This window comes from Telluria sp. ZT3P39 (assembly GCF_059685935.1).
Genome location: NZ_JCASIH010000009.1, coordinates 75,341 through 99,464, shown reverse-complemented (window position 1 = coordinate 99,464; position 24,124 = coordinate 75,341). Strand labels below are relative to the sequence as shown.

The window sequence follows — 24,124 nt, the reverse complement described above, 5'->3', positions numbered from 1 at the left end:
CACTTAACCTAAGTTTTTGAGAATCCAATTTCCGTTTTCGAGGACGAGCACGCGGTCGCACTCGAACTCGTCCTGAACATTGTCGTGACCCGGCATGGACTGGATCACGACTTCACCGCTATTCCGCAGTTCAGCGATTTCTTCCCGCAGCTCCGGGGCATTGCCCCAGGGCGCGCGGATGGAATGCTTGCGCTCGGCCGTCGGCAGCAACCGCGCCAGTTCGCGCAGGTCGAGCGAGAAACCGGTGGCGGGACGTGCCCGGCCGAAGGCTTCGCCGACGTGGTCGTAGCGCCCGCCGCGCGCCACCGCGTTCGGCAGGCCCGGCACGTAGAGCGCGAACATGGCGCCGCTTTCGTACTGGTAGCCGCGCAGGTCGGCCAGGTCGATCGCGACTTCGGCGCGGCCGATGGCGCAGGCCGCGAGCGCGGCCAGTTCGCTCAGTGCGCGGGTGATGCCCGCTAGCGGCGGCAGCGCTTCTTTCGCGCGCGCCAGCACCTCGACATCGCCGTACAGGTGCGGCAGCGCCAGCAGCGCCTGGCGCGTGCCCGGCAAGTAATGTTGCGTCAATTCGTCCAGGCCCGGCGCATCCTTGGCGCGCAGCAGGCAGGTGAGCTGGGCTTCGTCGCGGCGCGCCTGCGGGTCGTCGCCCAGGATGGCGCGCAGGATGCCGACGTGGCACAGGTCCAGGCGCACGTCGTTGAAGCCGGCCAGCGCCAGCGAGCCCAATGCGAGTTCCTGGATCTCGGCGTCGGCTTCCAGTCCGGCGTGACCGTAGATCTCGCAACCGATCTGGATCGGCTCGCGCGTGGCGTGCAGGCCGGACGGACGGGTGTGCAGCACGCTGCCGGCATAGCACAGGCGGGTGACGGATTCGCGGTTGAGCAAATGGGCGTCGATGCGGGCGACCTGCGTCGTCATGTCGGCGCGCAGGCCGAGCAGGCGGCCGGAGATCTGGTCGACCACCTTGAAGGTGCGCAGCTCGCTGTCCTGCCCTGCCCCGGCCAGCAGCGACTCGACGTATTCGAGCAGTGGCGGCATCACCAGTTCGTAACCGTACAGGCGGAAGGTATCGAGCATCTTGCGGCGCAGATCCTCGATCTTGCGCGCTTCGGACGGCAAGACATCAGCGATATTCTCGGGCAAAAGCCAGTTCGGCATGGGCGACAGCTAACGGGTTGTGTTTTAAGAGCAAGGACTAGCACGCAGGGGTACGGACAACCGGCGTGCTGACGCACGGTGCGAGCGCCGAATCGGCAATTTTACCCGAAAATGGGCAGGTGTAGGCGGGGGATGTTGGGTTGACAGCGGTTCTGGGTTGCCACAGCGCCTCGTTGATACGCTTGTATATACCGTTGAGCAAATGGGCCTTCGACAAAATTGGGTCCCGGCCAAGGCCGGGACCCAATTTCGCGGCGTTACGTCAGCGCGAAAAGAATTACTTACTGCCCGGCGCCTTGAAATACTTGAAGAACTCCGAATTCGGATCCACCACCATCACGTCGCTGCGGCTCTTGAACGTGGCGCGGTAGGCTTCCAAAGAACGGTAGAACTTCGCGAACTCCGGATTCTTGCCGAACGATTCGGCATAGATCACCGATGCCTTGGCGTCGCCGTCGCCCTTGATCTTCTCGGCCTCGCGGAAGGCTTCGGCGATGATCACGGTGCGCTGACGGTCGGCGTCGGCGCGGATCTGCTCGGATTCGGCGGCGCCCGTCGAGCGCAGTTCGTTGGCCACGCGGGTACGCTCGGCCTTCATGCGTTCGTAGACCGAGTTGTTGATCTGCTCGATGTAGTCGACGCGCTTGAGGCGCACGTCCACCACGCCCACGCCGATCTCTTTCGCTTCGGCCACGACCTTCTCTTTGACCGCTTCCATCACGCGGCCACGCTCGCCGGAAATCACTTCGCGCACGGTGCGCTTGGTGATCTCGTCGTTCAGGGCCGCCTTGATGATCTGCGACAGGCGGTCGCGGGCGCGGCTTTCGTCGCCGCCGAAGCTGACGAAATACAGGCGCGGATCGGTGATGCGCCACTTCATGAAGGCATCGACCAGGATGTTCTTCTTCTCGGCCGTGATGAAGCGGTCGGCGTCAGGCGTGTCGAGCGTGAGGATGCGCTTGTCCAGGTAAATCACGTTCTGGAAAGGCGGCGGCAGCTTGAAATGCAGGCCCGGCTCGGTGATCACGCTCTTCACCTGGCCCAGGGCGAAGACGATGGCGAAGCGGCGCTGGTCGACCACGAAGATGGTGGACGAGAGCAGCATCAGGGCAATGAAGCCCGCCACAAATAAAGTTACGAGGCGGTTCATTAACGGCTCTCCCGGTCACGTGAGGAATCGCGGGCGCGGTCGTCGCGGTGACGCACCGAGTCCATGGCTTGCATGACGTCCGACGGCGGCGCGGACTGCGGCACCTGCACCGGTCCGGACTTGCTGCCGACGCCTTCGCTGCCGGCGTGCTGGCCAATGAGTTTGTCGAGCGGCAGGTAGATCATCGGGTTGCCCGCGCGCGAATCGACCATCACCTTGCTGGTGTTGGAGAAGATCTGCTGCATGGTGTCGATGTACATGCGGTCGCGGGTCACGGCCGGGGCCTTGCCGTAGGCCGCCACCACCTGGTCGAAGCGCGAGGCGTTACCGGTCGCGTTTTCCACCACCATCGAGCGGTAGGCTTCGGCGTCCTGCATCAGGCGGAAGGCCTGGCCGCGCGCCTGCGGGATCACCTGGTTGGCATAGGCTTCGCCTTCGTTCTTGGCGCGGGCGCGGTCCTGGCCGGCCTTGACGGCGTCGTCGAAGGAGTTCTGCACCTGTTCCGGCGGCTGCACCGCCTGCATGGTCACGTTGGTGATCAAGGCGCCCAGCTTGTAGCGGTCGACGATGGTCTGCATCATCTGGTGCACGTCGACCGCGACCTTCTCGCGGCCCTCGTACAGCACGAAGTCCATCTTGTTCTTGCCGACCACCTCGCGGATCGCGGTCTCGGCGACCTGGCGCACCGTCTCGTCGTTCTCGCGGTTGTTGTACAGCCACATGACCGGATCCTTCAGCGTGTACTGCACGGCGAACTGGATGTCGATGATGTTCTCGTCGTCGGTCAGCATTAGGGCTTCTTGAGGCTGCTTGTTGCGGACGTTGGCGCGGTAGCCGATTTCGGCGGTGCGGATCTGCGAGACGTTGACGGTCTCGTGGGCCTGGATCGGGTACGGCCAGCGCCAGTTGAAGCCGGCGCCGGTAGTGTGGCTGAGCTTGCCGAAGGTGGTGACCACCCCGGTCTGGCCTTCTTGCACGATGAAGGCGCCGCTGGCCAGCCAGATCAGGCCGACGATGACCGCCACCACGCCGGCGGTGACGCTGGCGCCGCGCATGTCGCCGCGGCCGGCGGGACCACCGCCGCCATCGCCGCTGCCGTTGCCATTGCCGCGCGAACCGAACAGGCGGTTCAGGCGCGCATTGAAGTCGCGCCAGAGTTGATCGAGGTCCGGCGGGCCTTCACCCGGCCGGCGGCCCTCCTGGGCCTTGTGGTCACCGCCGGGCTTGTGGCCCCAGCGTGGATCGTTCAGCGACAATTTGATGCCGCAACGCTTGAGTAAAGAAACGAGCATAGGCTAGTGTGGCCCGACATGGGTGGTGGTTGTCATATTATCGGCAGGACCGTCAGGGGAGCCGTCCACCGGGGGCTCCTCGTCGTCGAAATCGTCGAAGTCGTCGTGCTCTTCGTCGTCGGCGTCGGACTGCGCTTCTTTTGCATGCTTCAGGCCTGGCGCCGCCTTGGCCGACTCGACGATCGCGTCGCGCAGCAGGTCCAGGCCGGCGCCGCTGTGGGCGCTGATGAAAACGCGGCTGATCTTATCATACTCATCACGTTCCACCCCGGGCTCCAGCCCGGCCGCATCGATCTTGTTCCATACCAGGATTTGTGGAATGTGGTCGGCGCCGATCTCGCGCAAGACCTCGTTGACCTGTTCGATCTGTTCCATGCGCACCGGCGAATTGCCATCGACCACGTGCAGCAGCAGGTCGGCGTGGATGGTTTCTTCGAGCGTGGCGCGGAAAGCCGCCACCAACTGGTGCGGCAGTTCGCGCACGAAGCCGACGGTATCGGACATGACGACGCTGCCCACCTCGTCGCCCAGGTAGAGGCGGCGGCTGGTGGTGTCGAGCGTGGCGAACAGCTGGTTTGCAACATACACGCCGGCCTTGGTGAGCGTGTTGAACAAGGTGGACTTGCCGGCATTGGTATAGCCGACCAGCGACACGGAGAAAGTCTGGTTGCGCCCGCGCGCGCGGCGCTGGGTTTCGTGCTGCTTGCGCAGCTTCGTTAAACGGGTGCGCAGTTGCTTGACCCGCTCGCCGATCAGGCGGCGGTCGGTCTCGAGCTGGGTTTCGCCGGGGCCGCGCAGGCCGATACCGCCCTTTTGACGTTCGAGGTGGGTCCAGCCGCGGATCAGGCGGGTGGCCAGGTGCTGCAGCTGGGCCAGTTCGACCTGGAGCTTGCCCTCGTGGCTCTTGGCGCGCTGGGCGAAGATGTCGAGGATCAGGCTGGTGCGGTCGACCACGCCGACTTCGAGACGGCGCTCGAGGTTACGCTGCTGTGCGGGGGACAATGCGTGGTTGAAGATGACCAGCTCGATGCCGTCGACCTTGCAGGCCATCTTGATTTCGTCGGCCTTGCCGCTGCCGACGAAAAAGGCGGCATCGGGGCTGCTGCGCTTGGCCGTAATCGTGGTGATCGGGTCGGCGCCGGCGGAACGCGCAAGGAGCGACAGCTCTTCGAGGCTGGCGTTGAAGTCGCCGGCACCGAAATCGATGCCGACCAGCGCTGCGCGCATGCTGGGAATGCCGGGGGCGTCAGCCATCGGCCTTACTCGGCTTCTGGGTCGAGGTTGAGATTGACGGCGCGGGCCGGGACGACGGTGGAAATGGCGTGCTTGTAGACCATCTGGGTCACGGTGTTACGAAGCAGGACGACGTACTGGTCGAAGGATTCGATATGGCCTTGCAGTTTGATGCCGTTGACCAGGTAGATGGAGACGGGGACGTGCTCCTTACGCAATGCGTTCAGGAATGGGTCTTGTAACAGTTGCCCTTTGTTGCTCATAACAGCTCCGTAATGTTGTTGTAGTTAAAAGTTTGAGGCGATTTGCCGGTTTTCAAGTGCTTGGGCCCCATTCTGCTCTCGCGAATGACGGCCCTAAACTTACTGTAACCTGTTTTGCCACTTTTTGTCGTACTGCTACGGCTATTTCTGTTCCCGCGCGAATGGGTTCTTGCCGCTCTTGAGCTCGATGCGCACAGGCGTGCCGACCAGGTTGAATGTGTCGCGGAAATGGCGTTCGAGATAGCGCTTGTACGGCTCGCTGACGGCATCCAGGGCGTTACCGTGGATGACGATGATCGGCGGATTCTGGCCGCCCTGGTGGGCGTAGCGCATCTTCGGACGGGTGCTGCCCTTGCGCTTGGGCTCCTGCTTCTCGATGGCTTCCTGCAGCGCGCGGGTCAGGCGCGGGGTCGACAGGTTGGCGGTCGCGGCGGCATAGGCTGCATCCACCGACTTCATCAGCTGCGAGATGCCGGTACCCTTCAGTGCCGAAATAAAGTGGGTCTTGGCGAACGAGAGGAAGTCGAGCTTGCGGTCGAGGTCGATCTTGACTTCGTCGCGGTCGTCCGACTGCAGACCGTCCCACTTGTTGACGGCCACCACCAGCGCCCTGCCCGACTCCAGGATGAAGCCGGCAATGTGCGCGTCTTGTTCCGAGATATCTTGCTGGGCGTCGAGCAGCAGCACGACGACGTTGGCGTCCGAGATCGACTGCATGGTCTTGACCACCGAGAACTTCTCGATGGCTTCGAACACCTTGCCGCGGCGGCGGATGCCGGCGGTGTCGATCAGGGTGTATTGCTTGCCTTCGCGTTCGAACGGCACTTCGATCGAGTCGCGGGTGGTGCCCGGCATGTCGAAGGCGATCACGCGCTGCTCGCCGACCAGGGTGTTGATCAGCGTGGACTTGCCGACGTTCGGGCGGCCGACGATGGCGATTTTCACGCCATGGTCGACGTGCTCGCCCATCTGCTCGGCATCGGGACGGGCGGCGAAGGCGAAATCGAGCGCCTCGTTGACGAGGTCGGTCACGCCGTCGCCGTGGGCGGCGGAAATGACATACGGGTCGCCCATGCCGAGCTCGTAGAAGTCGGCGGTGACGGAGGTGTATTTCATGCCCTCGGATTTATTCACCACGAGCATGACCTTGCGGCCCGTCTTGCGCAGGTAATCCGTGATGGTCTTGTCGTGCGGGGTCATGCCCTGGCGGCCGTCGACGATGAAGACGACGACGTCGGCTTCGGCCACGGCCTGGCGCGTCTGCAGCGCCATTTCGAACATGATGCCTTCTTTTGCGACCGGCTCGAAGCCGCCCGTGTCGATGACCAGGAAGGGACGTTCACCGATCCGGCCTTCGCCATAGTGGCGGTCGCGGGTCAGGCCGGGGAGATCGGCCACCAGCGCGTCCCGCGAACGCGTCAGGCGGTTGAACAGGGTCGACTTCCCGACATTCGGGCGACCTACGAGTGCGATTACCGGCTTCATGTAGATATTCTATTCGACCGCGATAGCGGTCACAGTTCCATTTTGTGTTTGAAAAATCAGGTGCGATCCAGCCACCACGGGGGTGCCGCTGATCGGGCTGCCGTCTGTTGCGGCGCGCGCCAGGAACGAGCCATCCTCGCGCGACAGGAAATGCACGATGCCCTGGTAGTCGCCGACCGCAACCGTGCGGCCATACGACAGCGGCGTGGACAGGCGGCGGAAGGCCAGCTTGTCGTTCTTCCAGCTTGATGCGCCGGTATCGCGGTTGAAGGCGAGCAGCGCGCCCTTGTCATCGGGTGCGAAAACGAAGCGCTGGTCGACGGCCACGCCGGCTTCCGACGACAGGTCGCGGGTCCATTTTACGGTACCGGCAGCAAGGTCGAAGCAGCCGACCCGGCCCTGGTAGGACACGGCGCAGACGTCGTTCTCGAACAGCACAGGGGCGCCGCCGATATCGGTCACGCGCTCGAGTTCGGTCGTGCCGCGCGCCACGCCCACCTCGACGTCCCAGCGCGGCGCGCCGGTGGCCAGGATGAACGAAGACAATTTACCGCCCGGCTGGGCGATGATGACGTCGTTGCCGGCCACCACCATGCCCGGCGCATTGCGCAGGGTCAGCGGCGGCGAGACGCGCTGCACGGTCCATTTCTTTTCGCCGGTTTTGGCATCGAAGCCGACGACGCGGTTGTCCAGGCTGCGCGCGACGACCACGCCCTGCCCGACGACCGGCGCCGACAGGATTTCGCTCGACAGCTGCGACTTCCACAGCGGCTTGCCGTCCATGTCGAAGGCCAGCAGCATGCCCTTGGTGCCGCCGACCACGATCAGGTTGCCGTCGGTGCCCACGCCCGCCGACAGATCGGTGCCGGCCTTGGTGCGCCAGATCTGGCGGCCGGTGGCCGCTTCCACGCGTGCAATGTCGCCATTGCCGCCGGCGACCACCACGGTATTGCCGGCCAGCGCAGGCGAGAACTGGTAGCTGCCGGCCTTGCCGATGTCGAGCTTCCATGCGGTGCGCACGGCCATCGTGCCCTTGAGTTCGACGAGCGGCGCCGGCTGGTCGGTCTTGCTTTTCGAAGCGAAAGGATTGAGCCCGCTGAGTTTATTGATCGCGCTGCTCGGGCTCATGCTCGAGCAGCCCGTCATCAGGGCCAGAACGCCAACACCAACAAGCTTGCTGCTAATACGCATATTCTTTTACCTTGTGTAGAGGACGCAAAGCCCGCGCGCGCTGCGACAGCGTGCGCGGGCCTGTCAATCTTGGATAGTTACGCGGCTGCTTTCGCGTCTTTCGTGTCTTTTGCATCGACCGGCGCAGTGCCGCCGATGGCTTCGAGCTTGACCGTCACCAGCTGGCGGCCCGGATTTTCCTTCGGCATCGCGGCCAGCGCGGCGACATAGGCCTGGCGCGCTTCGGCCAGCTTGTTCTGCGCCACCAGCACATCGCCCTTGCGGTCGGCGACGGCCGCGGTGAACTGCACCGGGAAGGATTCGTTCAGCAGCTTGAGCGCGGCGTCGTAGGATTTTTCGTCGAGCAGCACGCCGGCCAGGCGCAGTTTCGCGATCGACTTGTACTCGTCGTTGCCGTGGTCCGCCACCCATTGCAGCTGGGTGCGCGCGGCCTTCAGGTCGTTCGCTTCAAAGGCGGTCTTGGCCGCGCCCAGGGCAGCCATCTGCGCATAGGCCGTGTTCTCGTATTTCTTCTGCATGTCGGCGGCGATGCGCTGGGCTTTCGCGTTGTCGCTCGCGCTGACCGCGGCTTGCAGTTCGTCGTACAGGGCCGAGGCTTCGACGGCCTGGGTGCGCTTGTGCGAATTCCAGAAGTTATACGCGGCGTAGGAACCGAGTGCGGCAATCAGCACCCAGGTGATGAGGTTGCCGAAACGCGACCAAAAGGCCTTGAAGGTCGCTATCTGTTCCTGTTCTTCGAGATCGTATGCCATTGTCTGCTCTAGCTTTTAGTTGTTACTCGGTTGTTATTGAAGGTGTTCCTGGTTGGCGCTGCTGCCCGGCGCCTTCGCTTACGGACGGTGGTGATGCCCGTGCTCGTTGCAATTTTCGTCGACGCAGTCGTGTTCGCCGCCGCCGCCGACAATCTGGTCGACCACGTAATCGACCACTTCCAGGAAGGGCACGCTGGCCTGCTGCTGCTCGCCTGCTTCCCCGCGCATCGCCTTGACGGCGGCCTTTTCAGCGGCCATCTCGTCGTCGCCGATGATCACGGCAAAGGCAGCACCGCTGCCGTCGGCCTTCTTCATCTGGCTCTTGAAACTGCCGGCGCCACTCGGTGTCGCGCAATGTAACACAACATCCAGGCCGGCATCGCGGAGGCGCTCGGCCAGGATGAAGGATTGCGCCTGCGCTTGCTCTCCCTGGTGGACCATGTAAACGTCGCATTGGCTCGGCGCCTGCGTCTCGCCCAGGCCCTTCATCAGCTCGATGATGCGCTCCATGCCCATCGCAAAACCCACCGCCGGGGTGGCCTTGCCGCCGAACTGCTCGATCAGCGGGTCGTAGCGGCCACCGGCGCAGATCGTGCCCTGGGCGCCAAGTTCGTCAGTCACCCATTCGAACACGGTGCGGTTGTAGTAATCCAGGCCGCGTACCAGGCGCGGGTTGATGGTGTACTGCACCGCGTTGCGATCCAGGATCTTCTTCAGGCCTTCCAGGTGGGCCAGGGATTCTTCGCCCAGGTAGTCCAGCAGCTTCGGCGCGCCGTTGACCATCTCCTGCATGGCCGGGTTTTTCGTATCGAGGATGCGCAGCGGGTTGCTGTGCAGGCGGCGCTTGGCCTCGGCATCGAGCACCGCTTCGTTGGCTTCGAAATAGGCGATCAGGTCGGCGCGGTGGCGCTGGCGCTCGTCGGCATTGCCGATCGAGTTCAGTTCCAGGCGCACGTTCTGCAGGCCCAGGTCATCCCAGAGGCGGCGGCACAGCATGATCAGTTCGGCGTCGATGTCCGGGCCGGAAAAACCGACGGCTTCCGCGCCGAACTGGAAGAACTGGCGGTAGCGGCCGCGCTGCGGACGCTCGTGGCGGAACATCGGGCCCTTGTACCACATGCGTTTCGGGCCGTCGTAGACCAGGTTATGTTCGAGCACCGCGCGCACGACGCTGGCCGTGCCTTCCGGACGCAGGGTCAGCTGGTCGCCGTTCATCGAATCGGTGAAGGAATACATCTCCTTCTCGACGATGTCGGTGACGGCGCCGATGGCGCGCGCGAACAAAGACGTGTCCTCGAGGATCGGGGTGACGATCTTCTGGTAGCCGTAGCTTTTCAGGATGGTCTCGGCGGTGTTCTCGAACAGCTCCCACATCGGGGCATCCTGCGGGAGGATGTCGTTCATGCCTTTGACGGCGAGGATTTTTTCTGGTTTGGACATATTGTTATCTCGCTTTTCGTAGGGTGCCCGGCTTCGCCGACCACCCTACGGGTTAGACGGTATTCGCCTCGCGGCTGTAATTTTTCTCGACGTAATTGAGCACGATGGTCTTGAACTCGTCCACGATCCGCTCGCCGCGCAAGGTTGCGAACTTCTGCCCATCGACGAACACCGGCGCCGCCGGCGACTCGCCCGTACCCGGCAGGCTGATGCCGATGTTCGCGTGCTTCGATTCGCCCGGGCCGTTCACGATGCAGCCCATCACGGCCACGTTCATCGCTTCCACGCCCGGATACAGCTTTTTCCATTCCGGCATCGAATCGCGCAGGAAGGTCTGGATGTTGTCGGCCAGTTCCTGGAACACGGTCGAAGTCGTGCGCCCGCAGCCCGGGCAGGCGATCACCATCGGGGTGAACTTGCGCAGGCCCATGGTCTGCAAAATCTCTTGGCCGACCACGACTTCGCGGGTGCGATCGCCCCCCGGTTCCGGGGTCAGCGAAATGCGGATAGTGTCGCCGATGCCTTCCTGCAGCAGCACGGACAGGGCCGCGGTGGAGGCGACGATGCCCTTGCTGCCCATGCCGGCTTCGGTCAGGCCGAGGTGCAGCGGATAGTCGCAGCGGCGCGCCAGTTCGCGGTAGACCGCGATCAGGTCCTGCACGCCCGACACCTTGCACGACAAGATGATCTTGTCGCGCGCCAGGCCCACTTCTTCTGCGCGCATCGCGTTCTCGATGGCCGAGGTGATCAAGGCTTCGTACATCACGGCCTGGGCCGTCCATGGCGTGGCGCGCGAGGCGTTCTCGTCCATGATGCGCGCCAGGAGGGACTGGTCCAGGCTGCCCCAGTTCACGCCGATGCGCACCGGCTTGTTGTATTTCGCGGCGATCTCGATCATCTGGGCGAACTGGGTGTCGCGCTTGGCGCCCTGCCCCACGTTGCCCGGGTTGATGCGGTATTTCGACAGCGCCTGCGCGCATTCGGGATAGTCGCGCAGCAGCAGGTGGCCGTTGTAGTGGAAGTCGCCCACCAGCGGGGTGTCGACTTCCATGCGGTCGAGCTGCTCGCGGATGGCCGGCACGGCAGCCGCCGCCGCCGGGGTGTCCACGGTAATGCGCACGATCTCGGAACCGGCGCGCGCCAGTTCCTTCACCTGGATCGCGGTGCCGATCGCGTCGGCGGTGTCGGTATTGGTCATCGACTGCACCACCACCGGCGCGTCGCCGCCGACCCAGACGGTGCGTGCGCCGTGCGAGACCGCTACCTTGCGGCGCAGGAGGCGCTGCTGCGGCCCCGAAGGAATCGGCTCGCCCAGGCAGGGCGCGTTCAACATCATGTTCTGTTCCATGCTCGGACTTTAATTCAGGGCGACGCGGGCGACGGTCTTGCCCGCTACCTGCGGCAGTGCGACGTCGGCGCCGCGCCAGGTGGCGGAGACGGCCGACGGATTGCCGACCACCAGTTTGACCGGTTCGGCGACCTCGATGGTTTCGGTCGAGCCGGCCTTGACCAGGCGCGAGATCAGCGGCTTGCCGCCCTTGGCCGGACGCACGTCGATCCAGGCGTCTTCGCGCACGTTGAAGACCAGCGCGCCGGCGCCGGCCGGCGCTGTGGCGACCGGGGTCGCAGGCGCGGCGCCAGGCGGCGTGGCGGCAGGCGCCGGGCCGGGAGCGGTGGCAGGCGTCGTGGCCGCCGGTGCTGCCGGCGTGGTGGCCGGCGCGGTCGCAGGCGCAGTCGCAGGCGCGGTGTTTTCCGAACCCGGCGCCGGCACCGAGATCAGCGGCACCGATGGGTTCAGCAGCGGATCCTGGCCGGCTGGCGCTGCGGCGCCCGGGGTCGTGGTGATGACTGGGGTCTCGAGCACGGCGCCGCTGTCGGCTTCCTGGCGGCTGCCCGGGATCAGGCCGAAATGCCAGAGCGCGGCGCCGGCGGCGACCACGGCGATGGCGCCGGCGATCAGGCCGACCGGCACGCGCGAGCGCTTGCCGCCGATCGGGAAGCGGCTTTGCGAGAACGCGGCCGGGCGCTGCTCACGGCGCGGCAGCGAGGCGCTGGCGCCGGCTTGCGCTTCAGGGGGCATGTTCATTTCGATCTTGGCCACCAGCGGGGCCGCGTCGATTTTCAGGAGCTTGGCATAGGCGCGCACGAAACCGCGCGTCACGGCCGGGCTCGGCAGCGATGCGTAATCGCCGGCTTCCAGCGCCACCACCTGGCGCGGCGCCAGTTTCAGCTGATCGGCCACCTGCTCGACGCTCCAGCCCATCGCTTCGCGCTGGGACTGCAGGGTCGGTCCAGGGAGTCCGGCGTCGTTGCCCGGGGTCGCGGGCTGGTCTGCATGCTCGTTCATTGTCCTCGTCTCACTCTGCTAGTGTCACTCATCAAACGCGCCGCGCTCGAAGGCCATGTACTCGGGCGAACCCGGGAAGCGCCGCCGCAATTGCGCGGCCAGGCTGGCCTCGCGGCTGCGGTCGCCCAGCTTGCGCTGTACGCGCATCGCAAGCCAGAGCGCGTCGGCCGACAGCGTGTCGAGCTTCGAGCTCTCGACCAGGCGGTTAATGAAAAAACCGGCGCGGGTGTAATCGCGCCGCTCGTAGTAAATCCGCGCCAGGCCCACGTTCGTGGCCTGCAGGTCGGGGTTGTAGCGCAAGGCCTCGAGCAGGTAGCGCTCGGCGGCTTCGCCATTCTTGTTGCGGATGCTGCACATGCCGGCATTGACCAGCGCGCTCACCGGCGTCTGATAGGCGCGGTTGCGCAGCGCGGCGTCGAAATACGGCATGGCCTGGGCCGGCTTGCCCAGCGACTGGCACAGGAAGGAGCCGTAGTTGTTGGACAGCTCGGGGTTGCCCGGCTCGAGCCGCAGCGCCTGCTGGTAATTCTCGTCGGCCAGCGGCAGCTGGCCCATGGCGGTGTAGATCAGGGCGCGCAGGCCGAAGGCCTCGGCATTGCCGGGCTCGGCCGCGATCGCCTGCTTGACTTCGTCCAGCGCGATTTCGTACTTGCCGTCCTGGTAGTAGCCGACGGCCAGCTGGACGCGGATCGAGGCGCGCTTTTCCGCCGCGGTCTGGTCGGACGCGGTTTTCAGCTCCCCGCTGCCTGGGCTGGCGCAGGCCGCCAGCAGGCAGGAGGCGAAAACGATGGCGACGCGGCCGGCGCGCAACATCAGGACGGGATCTCCACGATGCGTCCGAAGTCGGCGCCGAACTTTTTCTGGTACTCGGCCATCTTTTCCATGCGCTCGGCCACGCGGGTGCGGTCCTGCACTTCGCCGGCCAGCTGGCCGCAGGCGGCGTCGATGTCGTCGCCGCGCGTCTTGCGCACGGTGGTGACGATGCCGGCATCCATCAGGATCTGCGCGAAGGCCTTGATGCGCGGGTTCTTCGAGCGGAACAGGCCCGATTCCGGGAACGGGTTGAACGGGATCAGGTTGAACTTGCAGTTCAGGCCCACCACCGGGTCGGTGACCAGGGCGATCAGTTCGCGCGCATGCTCGTCGCTATCGTTGTAGTTGTCGAGCATGCAGTATTCGAAGGTGATGAAGTCGCGCGGCGCGAATTCGAGGTAGCGCTTGCACGCAGCCATCAGTTCGCGCAGCGGGTATTTTTTATTGAGCGGCACCAGCACGTCGCGCAGGGCGTCGTTCGACGCGTGCAGCGACACGGCCAGCGCCACCGGCACGTCTTGCGCCAGCTTGTCGATGTTCGGCACCACGCCGGAAGTCGACAGGGTCACGCGGCGGCGCGACAGGCCGTAGGCGTTATCGTCGAGCATCATCTTGAGCGCGGTGGCGGTCGGCTCGTAATTGAGCAGCGGCTCGCCCATGCCCATCATCACCACGTTGGTGATCTGGCGCTCGCCCTTCGGGCCGGGCTCGATGCCCTTGGTCTTGCGCAATTCGAACTCGGCCATCCACAGCTGGCCAATGATCTCGGCGACAGTGAGGTTGCGGTTGAAGCCCTGCTTGCCCGTCGAGCAGAAGCGGCAGTTGACGGCGCAGCCGGCCTGCGTCGAGATGCACAGCGTGCCGCGGTTTTCTTCCGGGATGAACACGGTTTCCACGGCATTGCCATTACCCACGTCGATCACCCACTTGCGGGTGCCGTCCGTCGAGGTATGGTCGCTGATGGCTTTCGGCGCTTCGACGGTGGCGCGGGTCTTGAGCTTTTCGCGCAGCGACTTGGCCAGATCGGTCATGTCGTCGAAGTTGGCGGCGCCGAACTGGTGGATCCAGCGCTGCAGCTGCTTGGCGCGGAACGGCTTCTCACCCAGCTCGCCGCAATAAGCGACCAGTTGCGCGGGATCGAAGTCCAGCAGGTTGGTGAGAGTCGTCATGATTGTCCTGTATTACTAAAAAGTGATGCAAACCCCGCTCGCCAGGCCCGGGGCATCGGGCGAGCGGTTCTTGAAGCTTGACGCCGATTACTTCAGTTCTGGGAAGAAGTAAGCGATTTCGACTTGTGCGGCTTCGACAGCGTCCGAACCGTGCACGGCGTTGGCATCGATCGAATCGGCGAAATCGGCGCGGATGGTGCCTTTTTCTGCTTTCTTCGGATCGGTCGCGCCCATCAGGTCACGGTGCTTCAGGACGGCGTTCTCGCCTTCCAGGGCCTGGATCATGACTGGACCCGAGACCATGAAGTCGACCAGGTCCTTGAAGAAGCCGCGCTCCTTGTGGGCAGCGTAGAAGCCTTCAGCCTGCTCGCGCGACAGCTGGGTCATGCGGGCTGCGACGATCTTCAGGCCGGCTTGTTCGAAGCGGGTGTAGATTTGGCCGATGACGTTTTTTGCAACTGCGTCTGGTTTGATGATCGACAGGGTGCGTTCGATTGCCATGTAAAACTCCAATAAAAGAAAGGTTAAAATTGAGAAATTCTTGAGAACGCCGCGAACAAAATTGGGGCTCAATCAACCTTCAATTTTACCATACATCCCTCATATAGCCGATATTGCGCCATTGCCAAGCAAAGTGGTAGAGTCACGGGGTAAAACCGTCCTGTTTTCATCGCCGCTTAAGTTTGACCTTGTATGTTGACAGTGACGCTCATCCACTCACCGGAGGCACCATGTTCCCTAACTCGCAACCTCGCAGCACGATCGACCTGACCAAGGCTGGCCGCGGAGTCACCCGCAACAATGTCCTGCGCAACACCTACTGGCTGCTCGCGCTGTCGATGATCCCGACCGTCCTCGGCGCCTTCATCGGCGTGTCGATGCAGCTGCCGATGCTCAGCGGCGGTTTCGGCCTGATCATCTTCCTGGCCGTTGCGTTCGGCTTCATGTTCGCCATCGAAAAGACCAAGCACTCGGCGCTGGGCGTGGCCTTCCTGCTCGGCTTCACCTTCTTCATGGGCCTGATGCTCACGCCCCTGCTGCGCCACACCCTGGGCTATTCGAACGGCGGCACCCTGATCATGACCGCCTTCGGCGGCACGGCCTGCGTATTCGCCGTGATGGCCAGCATCGCCACCACCAGCAAGCGCGATTTCTCGGGCATGGGCAGCTGGCTGATGGCCGGCGTGGTCGTGCTGCTCCTGGCCGTCATCGCCAACGTCTTCCTGCAGATGTCGGTGCTGTCGATCGTGATCTCGGTACTGGCCATCGGCATCTTCTCGGCCTTCATCCTGTTCGACGTGCAGCGCATCATCAACGGCGGCGAGACCAACTACATCTCGGCCACGCTGGCGATCTACCTGGACGTGTACAACATCTTCACCAGCCTGCTGCACCTGCTGGGCATTGCCGGCGGCGACCGCGACTAAGCGGTTTCAGCTGAAAAGAAGAAGCCGACCTGACGGTCGGCTTTTTTTTGACTTGCATGAACAGCCTACTTCAGGGTCAGGTCTGACATTCGGACACGAGCCCAGCCTTACCCCAGTTGAGCTTGTGTCTCAATGTCAGACCTGACCCTGATTTTGCTGGTTTTGCTGGTTTTGCTAAATCGAATCGCCCGCATCGGCCGCCGCATCCACCGGCACCACCGGCGCAACCGGCTTCGCTCCCAGCTCGAATACCGCAATCGACTCCACGTGCGAGGTATGCGGGAACATGTTGCACACCCCCGCCTTCTTCAGCACGTACCCGGCGCCATGCACCAGGATGCCGGCGTCGCGCGCCAGGGTCGAGGGGCTGCAGGAGACGTAGACGATCCGTTGCGGCATCAGCTCTTCGTGGGTGGTGCGCAGCTCGGCCAGGGCTTCGGCCAGGGCCATGGCGCCGTCGCGCGGCGGGTCGACCAGCATGCGGTCGAAACGGCCGAGGGCGACCAGGTCGTCCTTCGTCACTTCGAACAGGTTGCGGGTCGAGAACGAGGTCTTGTCCGCCAGGCCGTTGGCCTGGGCATTTTCCAGCGCGCGCGTGGTGAGCGCGGTGCTGCCCTCGATGCCCACGACTTCGCGCGCCCGGGTCGCCAGCGGCAGGGTGAAGTTGCCCAGGCCGCAGAACAGGTCGGCCACACGCTCGGCTGGCTGCACATCCAGCAGGCGCAGCGCTTTCGAGACCAGCACGCGGTTGATCTGGTGGTTCACCTGGGTGAAGTCGGTTGGCTTGAAGGGCATGCGGATGCCGAATTCCGGCAGCGTGTAATACAGCTCCTTGGCCGCCGGGTAGAACGGATAGGCGGTGTCCGGGCCTTTCGGCTGGAGCCACCACTCGATCTCCCACTTGTCGGCAAAGGCTTTCACCAGCACCTCATCGGCGGCGGTCAACGGCGCCATGATGCGCATGACCAGCACCGTGCTCTCTTCGCCGATGGCCAGTTCGATCTGCGGCACGTCGCGGAACAGCGACATGCTGCCCACCAGCTCGCGCAGCGGCACCAGCAGGCGCGCGACGTGGTCCGGCAGGATCTCGCAGGTACTGATGTCGGCCACGAAGGACGAATTGCGCTCGTGGAAGCCAACCAGCACCCCGCCCTTCTTCGGCACATGGCGCAGCGACAGGCGCGCGCGGTAGCGGTAGTCCCAGGTCGGGCCGTACATCGGGCGCATGATCATCTCGGACTTCACTTTGCCGATGTGCCAGAGGTTGTCCTCCAGCACGCGCTGCTTCATCGCGACCTGGGCCGACGGCTCCAGATGCTGCATCGAGCAGCCGCCGCAGACACCGAAGTGGATGCACTTGGGCTCGACCCGCATCGACGAGGCGCGCTGCAGGGTGAGCATGCGGCCCGACTCCCAGTTCTTCTTCTTTTTCAGCGTTTCATAGCTGACGCGCTCTCCCGGCAGCGCGCCTTCGACAAACACCACCTTGCCGGGCGAGCCGTCTTCGTTCTCGAGGTGGCCGACGCCGCGGGCGTCCGCATCCAGGGATTTGATGTCGATAAAAATTTCTTGCATGGCGAGAGAAAAAGAATGGGCGGCAGGCCGTCCAGCGGGCGGGTGCCTGCGTGGGGGACGTTAGAAACAAAAAATGGGCTGAAGTGGCCCGGCGGGCATGATAGCAAGGAAATGAAAGGGGCGCTACAGGGGGCTGATCCGGCGAGGCTGGCGTCGCCGCGCGATTGCGGCGCTGCTAGAGCAGCGAATCCCGCACCACCCCACGCGCCGCCATCGCCCGCTTGAGCTTGACCAGCGCCTCCTGCTGGATCTGCCGCACCCGCTCGCGCGTCACGCCCATTTCCTCGGCGAGCGTCTCCAACGTAGCAGGGTCGTCGTTGTCGAGCCCGAAGCGGCGCGTCACGACCAGGCGCTGCTTGTCGGGCAGGCGCGCCAGCCAGTCGCGCACCAGCACCGTCATCTCGTGGTGCTCGGCCAGTACATCGGGCATGGCTTCGCCGTCGTCGGGCAGCATGTCCATCAGGCTGGACTGGGGATCGTTGTCGAGCGGCGCGTCGAGCGAGGCGGCGTGTTCGGACAGGGCCAGGATGTCCTGCACCTCTTCCACCGGGCGCCCGACCAGGCTGGCGATGTCTTCGGCGGCGGCCTCCTTGCCGTCGTGTTTTTGCGCCTCGAGATGGTATTTGGCGCGCAGGATACCGTTCAGCTCGCGCACCATGTGCACCGGCAGGCGCACGGTGCGGGCCTGGTTCATGATGGCGCGCTCGATGCTCTGGCGGATCCACCAGGTGGCGTAGGTCGAGAAGCGGAAGCCGCGCTCGGGCTCGAACTTGTCGATCGCACGCATCAGGCCGATGTTGCCTTCTTCGATCAGGTCGAGCAGCACGACGCCGCGGTTGATGTAGTGCTTGGCGATCGAGACGACCAGGCGCAGGTTATGCTCGATCATCTTCTGGCGCGCCGCGAAGTCGCCGCCCTTGGCCAGGGTGGCGACCTGGGATTCCTCGCAGGCCGAGAGCAGCGCTCGGGTGCCGATCTGGTTCAGGTAGTGCTGGGTGGTGTCGGTCGCCAGCTCGGCCTGCAGGACCTTGCGCAGCTCGTCGACGCTGTCGGCCTCGGTGGAAGACGGTGCTTCCGCGGCATCGGCCACCTCGTCGTTTTCGCTGCCGTCGGCCGCACGCGCCCCCTCGCCTTCCGGCGTGTCCGGATACTCGTCCGTATCCTGCTGGTCGTGCGAGTGCGGCGGCTGCGTCATACCATCCTATCGGCCGGGCAGGAACCTCGACGGGTCGACTGGCTTGCCCTGTTGGCGGATCTCGAAATGCAACTTCACGGAGTCGGCGTCCGAATCGCCCATTTCCGCGATCAGTTGGCCTTTGGCCACGTTGTCGCCTTCCTTGACGACGATCTTGCGGTTGTGTGCGTATGCCGACAGCAGGCTGTTGCTGTGCTTGACGATAACGAGATTACCATATCCGCGGATACCACTGCCAGCGTACATTACCTTCCCGGCGCCGGCGGCCACCACCTGCTGGCCGGCCCTGCCTGCGATGTCGATGCCCTTGTTGCGGCCTTCGTCGAAGGTGGCGACGATGCGGCCGTCGGATGGCCACATCCAGCTCAGCTTTTCGTCGTCGTTCGCGGTCACGGTGCTGCCGGCGGCGATGGTCGGTGCGGGCGTCGGGGCCGGCGGCGTCACGGCCGGGGCCGGTTCGGCGCGGGTGCCGGGTTCCTTCTGGGCGCTGGCGACGTTCGCCTCGTTGTACGGCTGCTTGTCGGCGCGCGGCGTGGTCTTGCGCGGCGGGGTGGCCGGCGGCGGCGTCGGCACCGGCTGGGTCTGCACGTTGGCGGTGCGCTCGCCGCGTTCCGGCGGCGCGACGCGCAGAACCTGGCCGACCTTGATGTCGTCCGGGTCGCGCAGGTTGTTCCAGGCGACCAGGTCGCGGTAGTTCTGGCCGTTGTCCAGCGCGATGCGCAGCAGCGTGTCGCCGCGGCGCACGGTGTGCATGCCTTTTTCGTCTTTCGGTTCTTCGGCGCGTGCCGGAGCCGGGCGCGACTGGGTCGGCGGCGAGGTACGCTCGACGACCGGCGCGTTGCGGGTCAGGGAAGTGCAGCCGGCCAGCAGGCCGAGGGTCAGGGTGAGCAGGGCTAAGCGGGTTGCCTGGGTCGTTGGAGTTACTTGGTTCATTGTCTTTCTGGCTTCTGATGTATGTTCTGTGGCGCCGCTTCGAGCGGACGGCCCGTATTTTCGGACCCGGCCGTACGAGGGCTGCGCAAGGCCAGCCGGGGCTGGCATGGCAGCTCCGGCTGGCCTTGCGGCGGCGTCAAACCGGACCGTATTAGACGGTACCCGGGCGCAGCGGCACGAAATGGCACGATTCCAGCGTTTCGCTGGCCCATTCGCTTTTGCCGATGCGGGTAATGCGTTGCAGGTGCTGGACCTGGGCGCCGACCGGCGCGACGAGGTGCGCGCCAATGGCCAGCTGTTCGAGCAGGGCTTGCGGTACTTCGAGGCCCGCAGCTGCGAGGATGATGCCGTCGAACGGCGCAACCTGCGGCAAGCCTAGCATACCATCGCCGTATTGCAAACGAAGGTTCGAAATCCGCAAGGGGCGCAGGTTGGTTTTGGCGAGCTCGTGCAGGGGCTTGATGCGCTCGATCGAGTACACCTCGCGCGCGACGAACGACAGCACCGCGGCCTGGTAGCCGCAGCCGGTGCCGATCTCGAGCACCTTGCCCAGCTGCCCGCCCGCACGCATGACTTCGATCATTCGGGCCACGATATAGGGCTGCGAAATCGTCTGCTGGTGCCCGATCGGCAGCGAAGCGTCGACATAGGCCTGGGCCGACATGGCCGGCTCGATGAACAGGTGGCGCGGCACCGCTTCCATGGCAGCCAGCACCTGGCCATCCTTGACGCCCTGGCGCGCGACCCGTCCGACCATGGCGCGGCGCACCGCTTCCGAGGCCATCAGGTCCGAGCGCTGCACGCTCGGCGCGCTCGGCGTATGCGAGGCGGCGTAACCCGGCGGACGCGGTGACGGGCTCGGGGCTTGCGGCTGCAGCGCGGCGCCGCCCGTAAAGGCGGTGCGGGCGGCATTGCGGGTGGCGGTCTGCGGCGTGGCGACCGGCGCCGGGGCGCGCGGCGTGCCCGGGTTGCGGCGATCGGTCCCGGTGACCGAAGACAGCGGCAGCGGGAAGGTGCTGCGCCGATCTTTGGTGCGGTCTTCGCTCATACGATCCCCCGCAGCAGTTCGAGCTGGGTCTTGTGGGTCAGGTCGACCTGCAGCGGAGTGATCGAGACGCAGCCTTGCGCGGTCGCGTGGAAATCGGTGCCCTCGCCCGCGTCGCGGCAGGCGCCCGGGGCGCCGATCCAGAAGATCTCGCGCCCGCGCGGGTCCTGCGAGCGGATCACCGGCTCGGCCTGGTGGCGGCGCCCCAGGCGCGCGGGCGTCAAGGGGCCGATCTGTTCATACGGCAGGTTCGGGATGTTCACGTTGAACAGGAAGGGCAGTTCAAACTTGTCGAAACGGCGCTCGACGATCTCGCGCGCCACGCGCGCAGCGGCATCGATATGGGCCCAGCCCGGGTTCACCTGCGAAAACGCGATTGCCGGGATGCCATACAGATAAGCTTCGGTGGCGGCGGCGACGGTGCCGGAATACAGCGTGTCGTCGCCCATGTTCTGGCCATTATTGATGCCGGAGACGACCAGGTCGGGCGGCGCCTCCATCATCGTCAGGGCGATGTGGACGCAATCGGTAGGCGTACCGTTGACGAAATGAAAACCATTTGCAGCGCGCTGGACCGACAGGGGACGGTCGAGCGACAGCGAATTGGACGCACCCGAGCGGTTGCTGTCGGGGGCGAACACCACGATCTCCGCGATCGCGGACAAAGCCTCGGCCAGCGCACTGAGACCAGGCGCCAGGTAGCCGTCATCGTTACTGATAAGGATTCGCATGCGGGGATTTTACCTGAAGCAACGGCCTTGTCGTTCGTGTCCAGGGCTATTTTTGTTGCCCAGCGGCGATTTTTAACGCCACCGGGGAGCCGCTCCCGGGGCCATCGCCTCCTCGACGTGGGCGAACAGGCAACCCCGCCGTAGCGGATGTGCCACACCTCGCGACGACGCGCAAAGACGCAGGCAGCCGGCCCCGCCCGCACTGCCGGGGCCGCTCAGCGCCTGCCGAAGCCGCCGGCGCCGCCTGCCTCTTCGAGGCGCTGGCGCAGCTCGGCCACCCGCCCGCGCAGCCGGCTGGCCGCTTCTTCCTCGCCCTGCTGGCCTAGGGTGGACGCCAGCCGCAGCTGGATGCTGAGGGTGTCGGGATGGCTGGCGCCGAGGTGGCGCTCGCGGGTCCAGGCGAGCGACTCCTGGATTCGGCGCACGGCCGCCAGGTCGCCCTGGGCGGCCAGGATTTCGGCCAGCGCCTCGCGCGCCTGCAGCGTCGGCGTGGCGTCGGCGCCGTCCTGGCGTTCGCGCGCCCGCAGCACGGCTTCGAGCAGCCGGCGCGCATTACCAAGGTCGCCCATTTCGCCGAGCAGCTGGGCCAAGTGCTGGCTGCAGCGCAGGGTGTCGTCGTGCTCGCTGCCCTGCAAGCGGCGGCGGCCGTCGAGCACCCGTTCGCACAGGATGCGCGCGCGGTCGAATTCGTGCTGGGCGGTGAGGGTCAGGGCGAGGTCTTCGAGGCTGTCGAGGGTGGCGACGTGCGCGTCGCCCCACAGCCGTTCGCAGGTGGCCACCACCTGCTCGTGCAGCGCCAGCGCGCGCTCGCCCTCCCCCAGTTCGCCCAGCATGCAGGCCAGGCGCGAGCGCGCGCTTAACGTATCGGGATGCTCGACGCCGGCGCTGCGCGCGCAGCCCTGGGCCAGCAATTCGTAATCGCGGCGCGCCTCGTGCAGGCGCCCGGCCGCATGGTGCAGCCCCGCCAGCGCGCGCAGGCCGGCGCGCGACTGCGGGTGGTCTTCGCCCAGCGCGGCGCGGCGCAGCTGCAGGCTCTCGCCGAGCAGTTCGTCTGCTTCGCCGGTACGCCCTTCGTCGCGGCACAACGCGCCCAGGCGCGCCAGCTTGTCTGCCAGCGGCACGGTCAGCGAGGCTGCGGCCGCTTCAAGACGGCCGCGCGCGACCGCCATGCGCAGCCGCACTTCGGCCAGCGAATGCCAGGGGAAGTGGCCCTGCGCGAGCCAGGACAGCAGGCAGGCGGCCGGGCGCGCCAGCGCGCGGCTCCCGGCCCCGGCCGGGGCGATGGCCACCGCGTCGCTCAGGGGCAGCTGCAATTCGTCGAACCAGCTGTCCAGGCGCAGGCGCGTCATGCCGTAGGCGCCGCGCAGCAGCGATTCGAGGCGCGGCTGGTAGCCGGCCAGGCCGGCGCCAGGATCGCCGCGCCGCCAGCGCTGGCCCGGATCGCTGCGCACGCCGTCCGCGCTGCAGGCCACCGGGTAGAGCATCAGCGGGCGCTGCTCGTCTTCGTGGGTGCAGCGGTAATCGATGGCGCGGTCAACCACGCCCTCCAGCCCATCGAGGCTGCCGGGGGCCGGCGTGAACAGGCCCACGATGCGGTCCGGGAGCAGCGTGGTGCAGACGCTGACGCCGGACGAGCGGCCGGCGCCGCAGGCAATGAGCACGTGGCCGAAATGGCGCCGCATGCGCGCGGCGAAGCGGCGGAACAGGGCCGGGCAGGCATCGAACAAGGCATCCCAGTCGAGCCGTCCGGCGCGGTCGGCATAGGCCTCGTCGAAGCGGCCGGCGCGCATCAGGTACAGCGGGCGACGGCCGTCGGCGCGCTCGATGTAGCCGCGCCAGTCGACGGCATCGAGCACCGCCTCGGCCAGCGCTTCGCCGCAGTCGCCATTGGCGAAGCGCTGGCGCCGCAGTCCGTCGCGCAGGGCGCCGAAATATTCCAGCAGGCCGGGCGCGGGTTCCCCACCCTCTTCTTCGCCGGCGCCGTCGTGAGCTTGCGCCATCCAGGCGTGCAGCGACGGCGCGTCGAGGTCCCAGTCGATCACCAGCACCGGCGCATGGGCGGGATCGCCGGCCAGCTGCAGCGCGGACGCGGCAACCAGAGCGTTACGGGCGGGGCCGCCTTCGTAGGCATAAAAGGTGGTGACTGCGCCGGGACTGTCCAGCGCGGGAAGGGGCATCCTGTTCTCGTTCTTGTCCATGCGGCTCCTCATTTTTTCGGGAAGGTCAGGTCGGGCAGCGCGCGCCACTCGGGTGGGACATCGGGGAGCACGAATTGGTTGCAGTCATGGTTGGGTGGCGTATGCTTTTTTTGGCGTTGGTAATGCGTCGCGATGCGCTTGACCATCTTGTCGATGTCCGGCAGGAAGTCGGGGTTGGACCTGATGTCGGCGGTCGCCATCGTGAAATGAGAAAAGTCCACGTAGAAGCTGCTCTCAGTAATTTGCGACGGCAGCGAATCGGGATGGCGCGTCATGATCACCGGGATGATCAGGTGGCTGGGCAAGGTGTACCAGCCGGCGCGCTCGGCCTCGAGCTGGCGCATGGCGGCATATTCGCGCCGGGTATAGGCATGGGCCTCGTACTTGGGCGTGTAGATCAGGATCATGCAGACGCTCTCGCACATGGCGCGCGCGATCTTGCGGTCGAGGTCATCGCCGCCGCCCAGCTGCTCGGTGTCGATAAACAGTTCGTCTTCGTTGTCGAAGTAAGGTTCGAGATAGCAGCGCAGCGCGTCCGCCAGGGCGGTCTTGAACCGTTTCATCAGGTCATGCCTGCCGTGTGCGTAGCTGAAGAAACACCCGTAACGGATAGCCATTTCCTGCTCCCCATTCCAATTTGCCAGAGGCGTACCGTTCGACTCTAGCGCTGAAGAACCCGGCTGCTTTGCGTGCGCACAAGCGTGCCGGCGGCCTCGTCGGCAGTAGC

The 24,124-nt window shown here is 65.3% G+C and carries 22 protein-coding genes; 1 reads left to right on the top strand and 21 read right to left on the bottom strand.

Annotated features, from left to right (window positions below):
* Positions 1 to 3 precede the first annotated feature (3 nt).
* The 14 genes from AC56LR_RS11415 to ndk all read right to left on the bottom strand — a co-directional run bounded on the left by AC56LR_RS11415 (position 4) and on the right by ndk (position 14,794).
* Entirely contained in the window at positions 4 to 1,158 is a 1,155-nt protein-coding gene (locus AC56LR_RS11415; protein ID WP_497130407.1) for an ATP phosphoribosyltransferase regulatory subunit, read from the bottom strand.
* 277 nt (positions 1,159 to 1,435) lie between these two features.
* Positions 1,436 to 2,308 (bottom strand): protease modulator HflC, encoded by an 873-nt coding sequence (gene hflC, locus AC56LR_RS11410; RefSeq protein ID WP_497130405.1) that lies wholly within the window; start codon positions 2,306 to 2,308, stop codon positions 1,436 to 1,438.
* Positions 2,308 to 3,600, bottom strand: a complete 1,293-nt coding sequence (gene hflK / locus AC56LR_RS11405) for an FtsH protease activity modulator HflK (protein WP_497130404.1) — start codon at positions 3,598 to 3,600, stop codon at positions 2,308 to 2,310. The genes hflC and hflK overlap by 1 nt, the downstream gene beginning before the upstream one ends.
* 3 nt (positions 3,601 to 3,603) lie before the next feature.
* Positions 3,604 to 4,827 carry a GTPase HflX gene (hflX, locus tag AC56LR_RS11400; protein ID WP_497130498.1) on the bottom strand — a complete coding sequence of 408 codons (1,224 nt, stop codon included), beginning with the start codon at positions 4,825 to 4,827 and terminating at the stop codon, positions 3,604 to 3,606.
* A gap of 32 nt (positions 4,828 to 4,859) precedes the next feature.
* Positions 4,860 to 5,096 carry an RNA chaperone Hfq gene (gene hfq, locus AC56LR_RS11395; RefSeq protein WP_106756584.1) on the bottom strand — a complete coding sequence of 79 codons (237 nt, stop codon included), beginning with the start codon at positions 5,094 to 5,096 and terminating at the stop codon, positions 4,860 to 4,862.
* A gap of 141 nt (positions 5,097 to 5,237) precedes the next feature.
* Positions 5,238 to 6,581, bottom strand: a complete 1,344-nt coding sequence (gene der, locus AC56LR_RS11390; RefSeq protein WP_497130403.1) for a ribosome biogenesis GTPase Der — start codon at positions 6,579 to 6,581, stop codon at positions 5,238 to 5,240.
* Between the two features lie 9 nt (positions 6,582 to 6,590).
* Positions 6,591 to 7,772 carry an outer membrane protein assembly factor BamB gene (bamB, locus tag AC56LR_RS11385; RefSeq protein WP_497130401.1) on the bottom strand — a complete coding sequence of 394 codons (1,182 nt, stop codon included), beginning with the start codon at positions 7,770 to 7,772 and terminating at the stop codon, positions 6,591 to 6,593.
* 77 nt (positions 7,773 to 7,849) lie between these two features.
* Positions 7,850 to 8,524 (bottom strand): YfgM family protein, encoded by a 675-nt coding sequence (locus AC56LR_RS11380; RefSeq protein WP_497130399.1) that lies wholly within the window; start codon positions 8,522 to 8,524, stop codon positions 7,850 to 7,852.
* A 78-nt stretch (positions 8,525 to 8,602) separates the two neighbouring features.
* Complete coding sequence (gene hisS, locus AC56LR_RS11375; protein WP_497130397.1) at positions 8,603 to 9,964, bottom strand: histidine--tRNA ligase; 1,362 nt, start codon at positions 9,962 to 9,964, stop codon at positions 8,603 to 8,605.
* 52 nt (positions 9,965 to 10,016) lie between these two features.
* Positions 10,017 to 11,300 carry a flavodoxin-dependent (E)-4-hydroxy-3-methylbut-2-enyl-diphosphate synthase gene (gene ispG / locus AC56LR_RS11370; RefSeq protein ID WP_497130396.1) on the bottom strand — a complete coding sequence of 428 codons (1,284 nt, stop codon included), beginning with the start codon at positions 11,298 to 11,300 and terminating at the stop codon, positions 10,017 to 10,019.
* Between the two features lie 21 nt (positions 11,301 to 11,321).
* Positions 11,322 to 12,311 carry a RodZ domain-containing protein gene (locus AC56LR_RS11365; protein WP_497130394.1) on the bottom strand — a complete coding sequence of 330 codons (990 nt, stop codon included), beginning with the start codon at positions 12,309 to 12,311 and terminating at the stop codon, positions 11,322 to 11,324.
* Between the two features lie 24 nt (positions 12,312 to 12,335).
* Complete coding sequence (pilW, locus tag AC56LR_RS11360) at positions 12,336 to 13,124, bottom strand: type IV pilus biogenesis/stability protein PilW (protein WP_497130392.1); 789 nt, start codon at positions 13,122 to 13,124, stop codon at positions 12,336 to 12,338.
* A complete protein-coding gene (rlmN, locus tag AC56LR_RS11355) occupies positions 13,124 to 14,293 on the bottom strand; it encodes a dual-specificity RNA methyltransferase RlmN (protein ID WP_497130390.1) in 1,170 nt (389 codons plus the stop codon). Before rlmN ends, pilW begins: the two co-directional genes overlap by 1 nt.
* A gap of 87 nt (positions 14,294 to 14,380) precedes the next feature.
* Entirely contained in the window at positions 14,381 to 14,794 is a 414-nt protein-coding gene (ndk, locus tag AC56LR_RS11350) for a nucleoside-diphosphate kinase (RefSeq protein ID WP_497130389.1), read from the bottom strand.
* Positions 14,795 to 15,024: 230 nt separating this feature from the next.
* Between ndk and AC56LR_RS11345 the strand changes: the two genes are divergently transcribed.
* Entirely contained in the window at positions 15,025 to 15,720 is a 696-nt protein-coding gene (locus AC56LR_RS11345) for a Bax inhibitor-1/YccA family protein (protein ID WP_497130388.1), read from the top strand.
* Positions 15,721 to 15,894: 174 nt separating this feature from the next.
* Here AC56LR_RS11345 and rlmD read toward each other — a convergent pair whose 3' ends face one another.
* The 7 genes from rlmD to AC56LR_RS11310 all read right to left on the bottom strand — a co-directional run bounded on the left by rlmD (position 15,895) and on the right by AC56LR_RS11310 (position 24,014).
* Positions 15,895 to 17,295, bottom strand: a complete 1,401-nt coding sequence (gene rlmD, locus AC56LR_RS11340; RefSeq protein WP_497130386.1) for a 23S rRNA (uracil(1939)-C(5))-methyltransferase RlmD — start codon at positions 17,293 to 17,295, stop codon at positions 15,895 to 15,897.
* Positions 17,296 to 17,470: 175 nt separating this feature from the next.
* Entirely contained in the window at positions 17,471 to 18,490 is a 1,020-nt protein-coding gene (gene rpoS, locus AC56LR_RS11335; protein WP_497130384.1) for an RNA polymerase sigma factor RpoS, read from the bottom strand.
* A 6-nt stretch (positions 18,491 to 18,496) separates the two neighbouring features.
* Positions 18,497 to 19,423, bottom strand: coding sequence for a peptidoglycan DD-metalloendopeptidase family protein (locus AC56LR_RS11330; RefSeq protein ID WP_497130382.1), 927 nt, complete (start codon positions 19,421 to 19,423; stop codon positions 18,497 to 18,499).
* Positions 19,424 to 19,574: 151 nt separating this feature from the next.
* A complete protein-coding gene (locus tag AC56LR_RS11325; protein WP_497130381.1) occupies positions 19,575 to 20,471 on the bottom strand; it encodes a protein-L-isoaspartate(D-aspartate) O-methyltransferase in 897 nt (298 codons plus the stop codon).
* On the bottom strand, positions 20,468 to 21,199 hold the full coding sequence (gene surE, locus AC56LR_RS11320) for a 5'/3'-nucleotidase SurE (protein ID WP_497130380.1): 732 nt from the start codon (positions 21,197 to 21,199) through the stop codon (positions 20,468 to 20,470). The genes AC56LR_RS11325 and surE overlap by 4 nt, the downstream gene beginning before the upstream one ends.
* A 215-nt stretch (positions 21,200 to 21,414) precedes the next feature.
* Positions 21,415 to 23,397, bottom strand: coding sequence for a tetratricopeptide repeat protein (locus tag AC56LR_RS11315; RefSeq protein WP_497130379.1), 1,983 nt, complete (start codon positions 23,395 to 23,397; stop codon positions 21,415 to 21,417).
* 8 nt (positions 23,398 to 23,405) lie between these two features.
* Complete coding sequence (locus tag AC56LR_RS11310) at positions 23,406 to 24,014, bottom strand: toll/interleukin-1 receptor domain-containing protein (RefSeq protein ID WP_497130377.1); 609 nt, start codon at positions 24,012 to 24,014, stop codon at positions 23,406 to 23,408.
* Positions 24,015 to 24,124: the final 110 nt, after the last annotated feature.

Excerpts from the sequence above, each read along its gene's own strand:
- rpoS (WP_497130384.1), bottom strand. The coding sequence starts at position 18,490 with ATGACGCAGCCGCCGCACTCGCACGACCAGCAGGATACGGACGAGTAT.
- bamB (WP_497130401.1), bottom strand. The coding sequence starts at position 7,772 with ATGCGTATTAGCAGCAAGCTTGTTGGTGTTGGCGTTCTGGCCCTGATG.
- hflX (WP_497130498.1), bottom strand. The coding sequence starts at position 4,827 with ATGCGCGCAGCGCTGGTCGGCATCGATTTCGGTGCCGGCGACTTCAAC.
- hisS (WP_497130397.1), bottom strand. The coding sequence starts at position 9,964 with ATGTCCAAACCAGAAAAAATCCTCGCCGTCAAAGGCATGAACGACATC.
- AC56LR_RS11380 (WP_497130399.1), bottom strand. The coding sequence starts at position 8,524 with ATGGCATACGATCTCGAAGAACAGGAACAGATAGCGACCTTCAAGGCC.
- AC56LR_RS11415 (WP_497130407.1), bottom strand. The coding sequence starts at position 1,158 with ATGCCGAACTGGCTTTTGCCCGAGAATATCGCTGATGTCTTGCCGTCC.
- der (WP_497130403.1), bottom strand. The coding sequence starts at position 6,581 with ATGAAGCCGGTAATCGCACTCGTAGGTCGCCCGAATGTCGGGAAGTCG.
- ndk (WP_497130389.1), bottom strand. The coding sequence starts at position 14,794 with ATGGCAATCGAACGCACCCTGTCGATCATCAAACCAGACGCAGTTGCA.
- AC56LR_RS11365 (WP_497130394.1), bottom strand. The coding sequence starts at position 12,311 with ATGAACGAGCATGCAGACCAGCCCGCGACCCCGGGCAACGACGCCGGA.
- rlmD (WP_497130386.1), bottom strand. The coding sequence starts at position 17,295 with ATGCAAGAAATTTTTATCGACATCAAATCCCTGGATGCGGACGCCCGC.
- AC56LR_RS11345 (WP_497130388.1), top strand. The coding sequence starts at position 15,025 with ATGTTCCCTAACTCGCAACCTCGCAGCACGATCGACCTGACCAAGGCT.
- pilW (WP_497130392.1), bottom strand. The coding sequence starts at position 13,124 with ATGTTGCGCGCCGGCCGCGTCGCCATCGTTTTCGCCTCCTGCCTGCTG.
- AC56LR_RS11315 (WP_497130379.1), bottom strand. The coding sequence starts at position 23,397 with ATGGACAAGAACGAGAACAGGATGCCCCTTCCCGCGCTGGACAGTCCC.
- hflC (WP_497130405.1), bottom strand. The coding sequence starts at position 2,308 with ATGAACCGCCTCGTAACTTTATTTGTGGCGGGCTTCATTGCCCTGATG.
- AC56LR_RS11310 (WP_497130377.1), bottom strand. The coding sequence starts at position 24,014 with ATGGCTATCCGTTACGGGTGTTTCTTCAGCTACGCACACGGCAGGCAT.
- AC56LR_RS11330 (WP_497130382.1), bottom strand. The coding sequence starts at position 19,423 with ATGAACCAAGTAACTCCAACGACCCAGGCAACCCGCTTAGCCCTGCTC.
- surE (WP_497130380.1), bottom strand. The coding sequence starts at position 21,199 with ATGCGAATCCTTATCAGTAACGATGACGGCTACCTGGCGCCTGGTCTC.
- rlmN (WP_497130390.1), bottom strand. The coding sequence starts at position 14,293 with ATGACGACTCTCACCAACCTGCTGGACTTCGATCCCGCGCAACTGGTC.
- hfq (WP_106756584.1), bottom strand. The coding sequence starts at position 5,096 with ATGAGCAACAAAGGGCAACTGTTACAAGACCCATTCCTGAACGCATTG.
- ispG (WP_497130396.1), bottom strand. The coding sequence starts at position 11,300 with ATGATGTTGAACGCGCCCTGCCTGGGCGAGCCGATTCCTTCGGGGCCG.
- hflK (WP_497130404.1), bottom strand. The coding sequence starts at position 3,600 with ATGCTCGTTTCTTTACTCAAGCGTTGCGGCATCAAATTGTCGCTGAAC.
- AC56LR_RS11325 (WP_497130381.1), bottom strand. The coding sequence starts at position 20,471 with ATGAGCGAAGACCGCACCAAAGATCGGCGCAGCACCTTCCCGCTGCCG.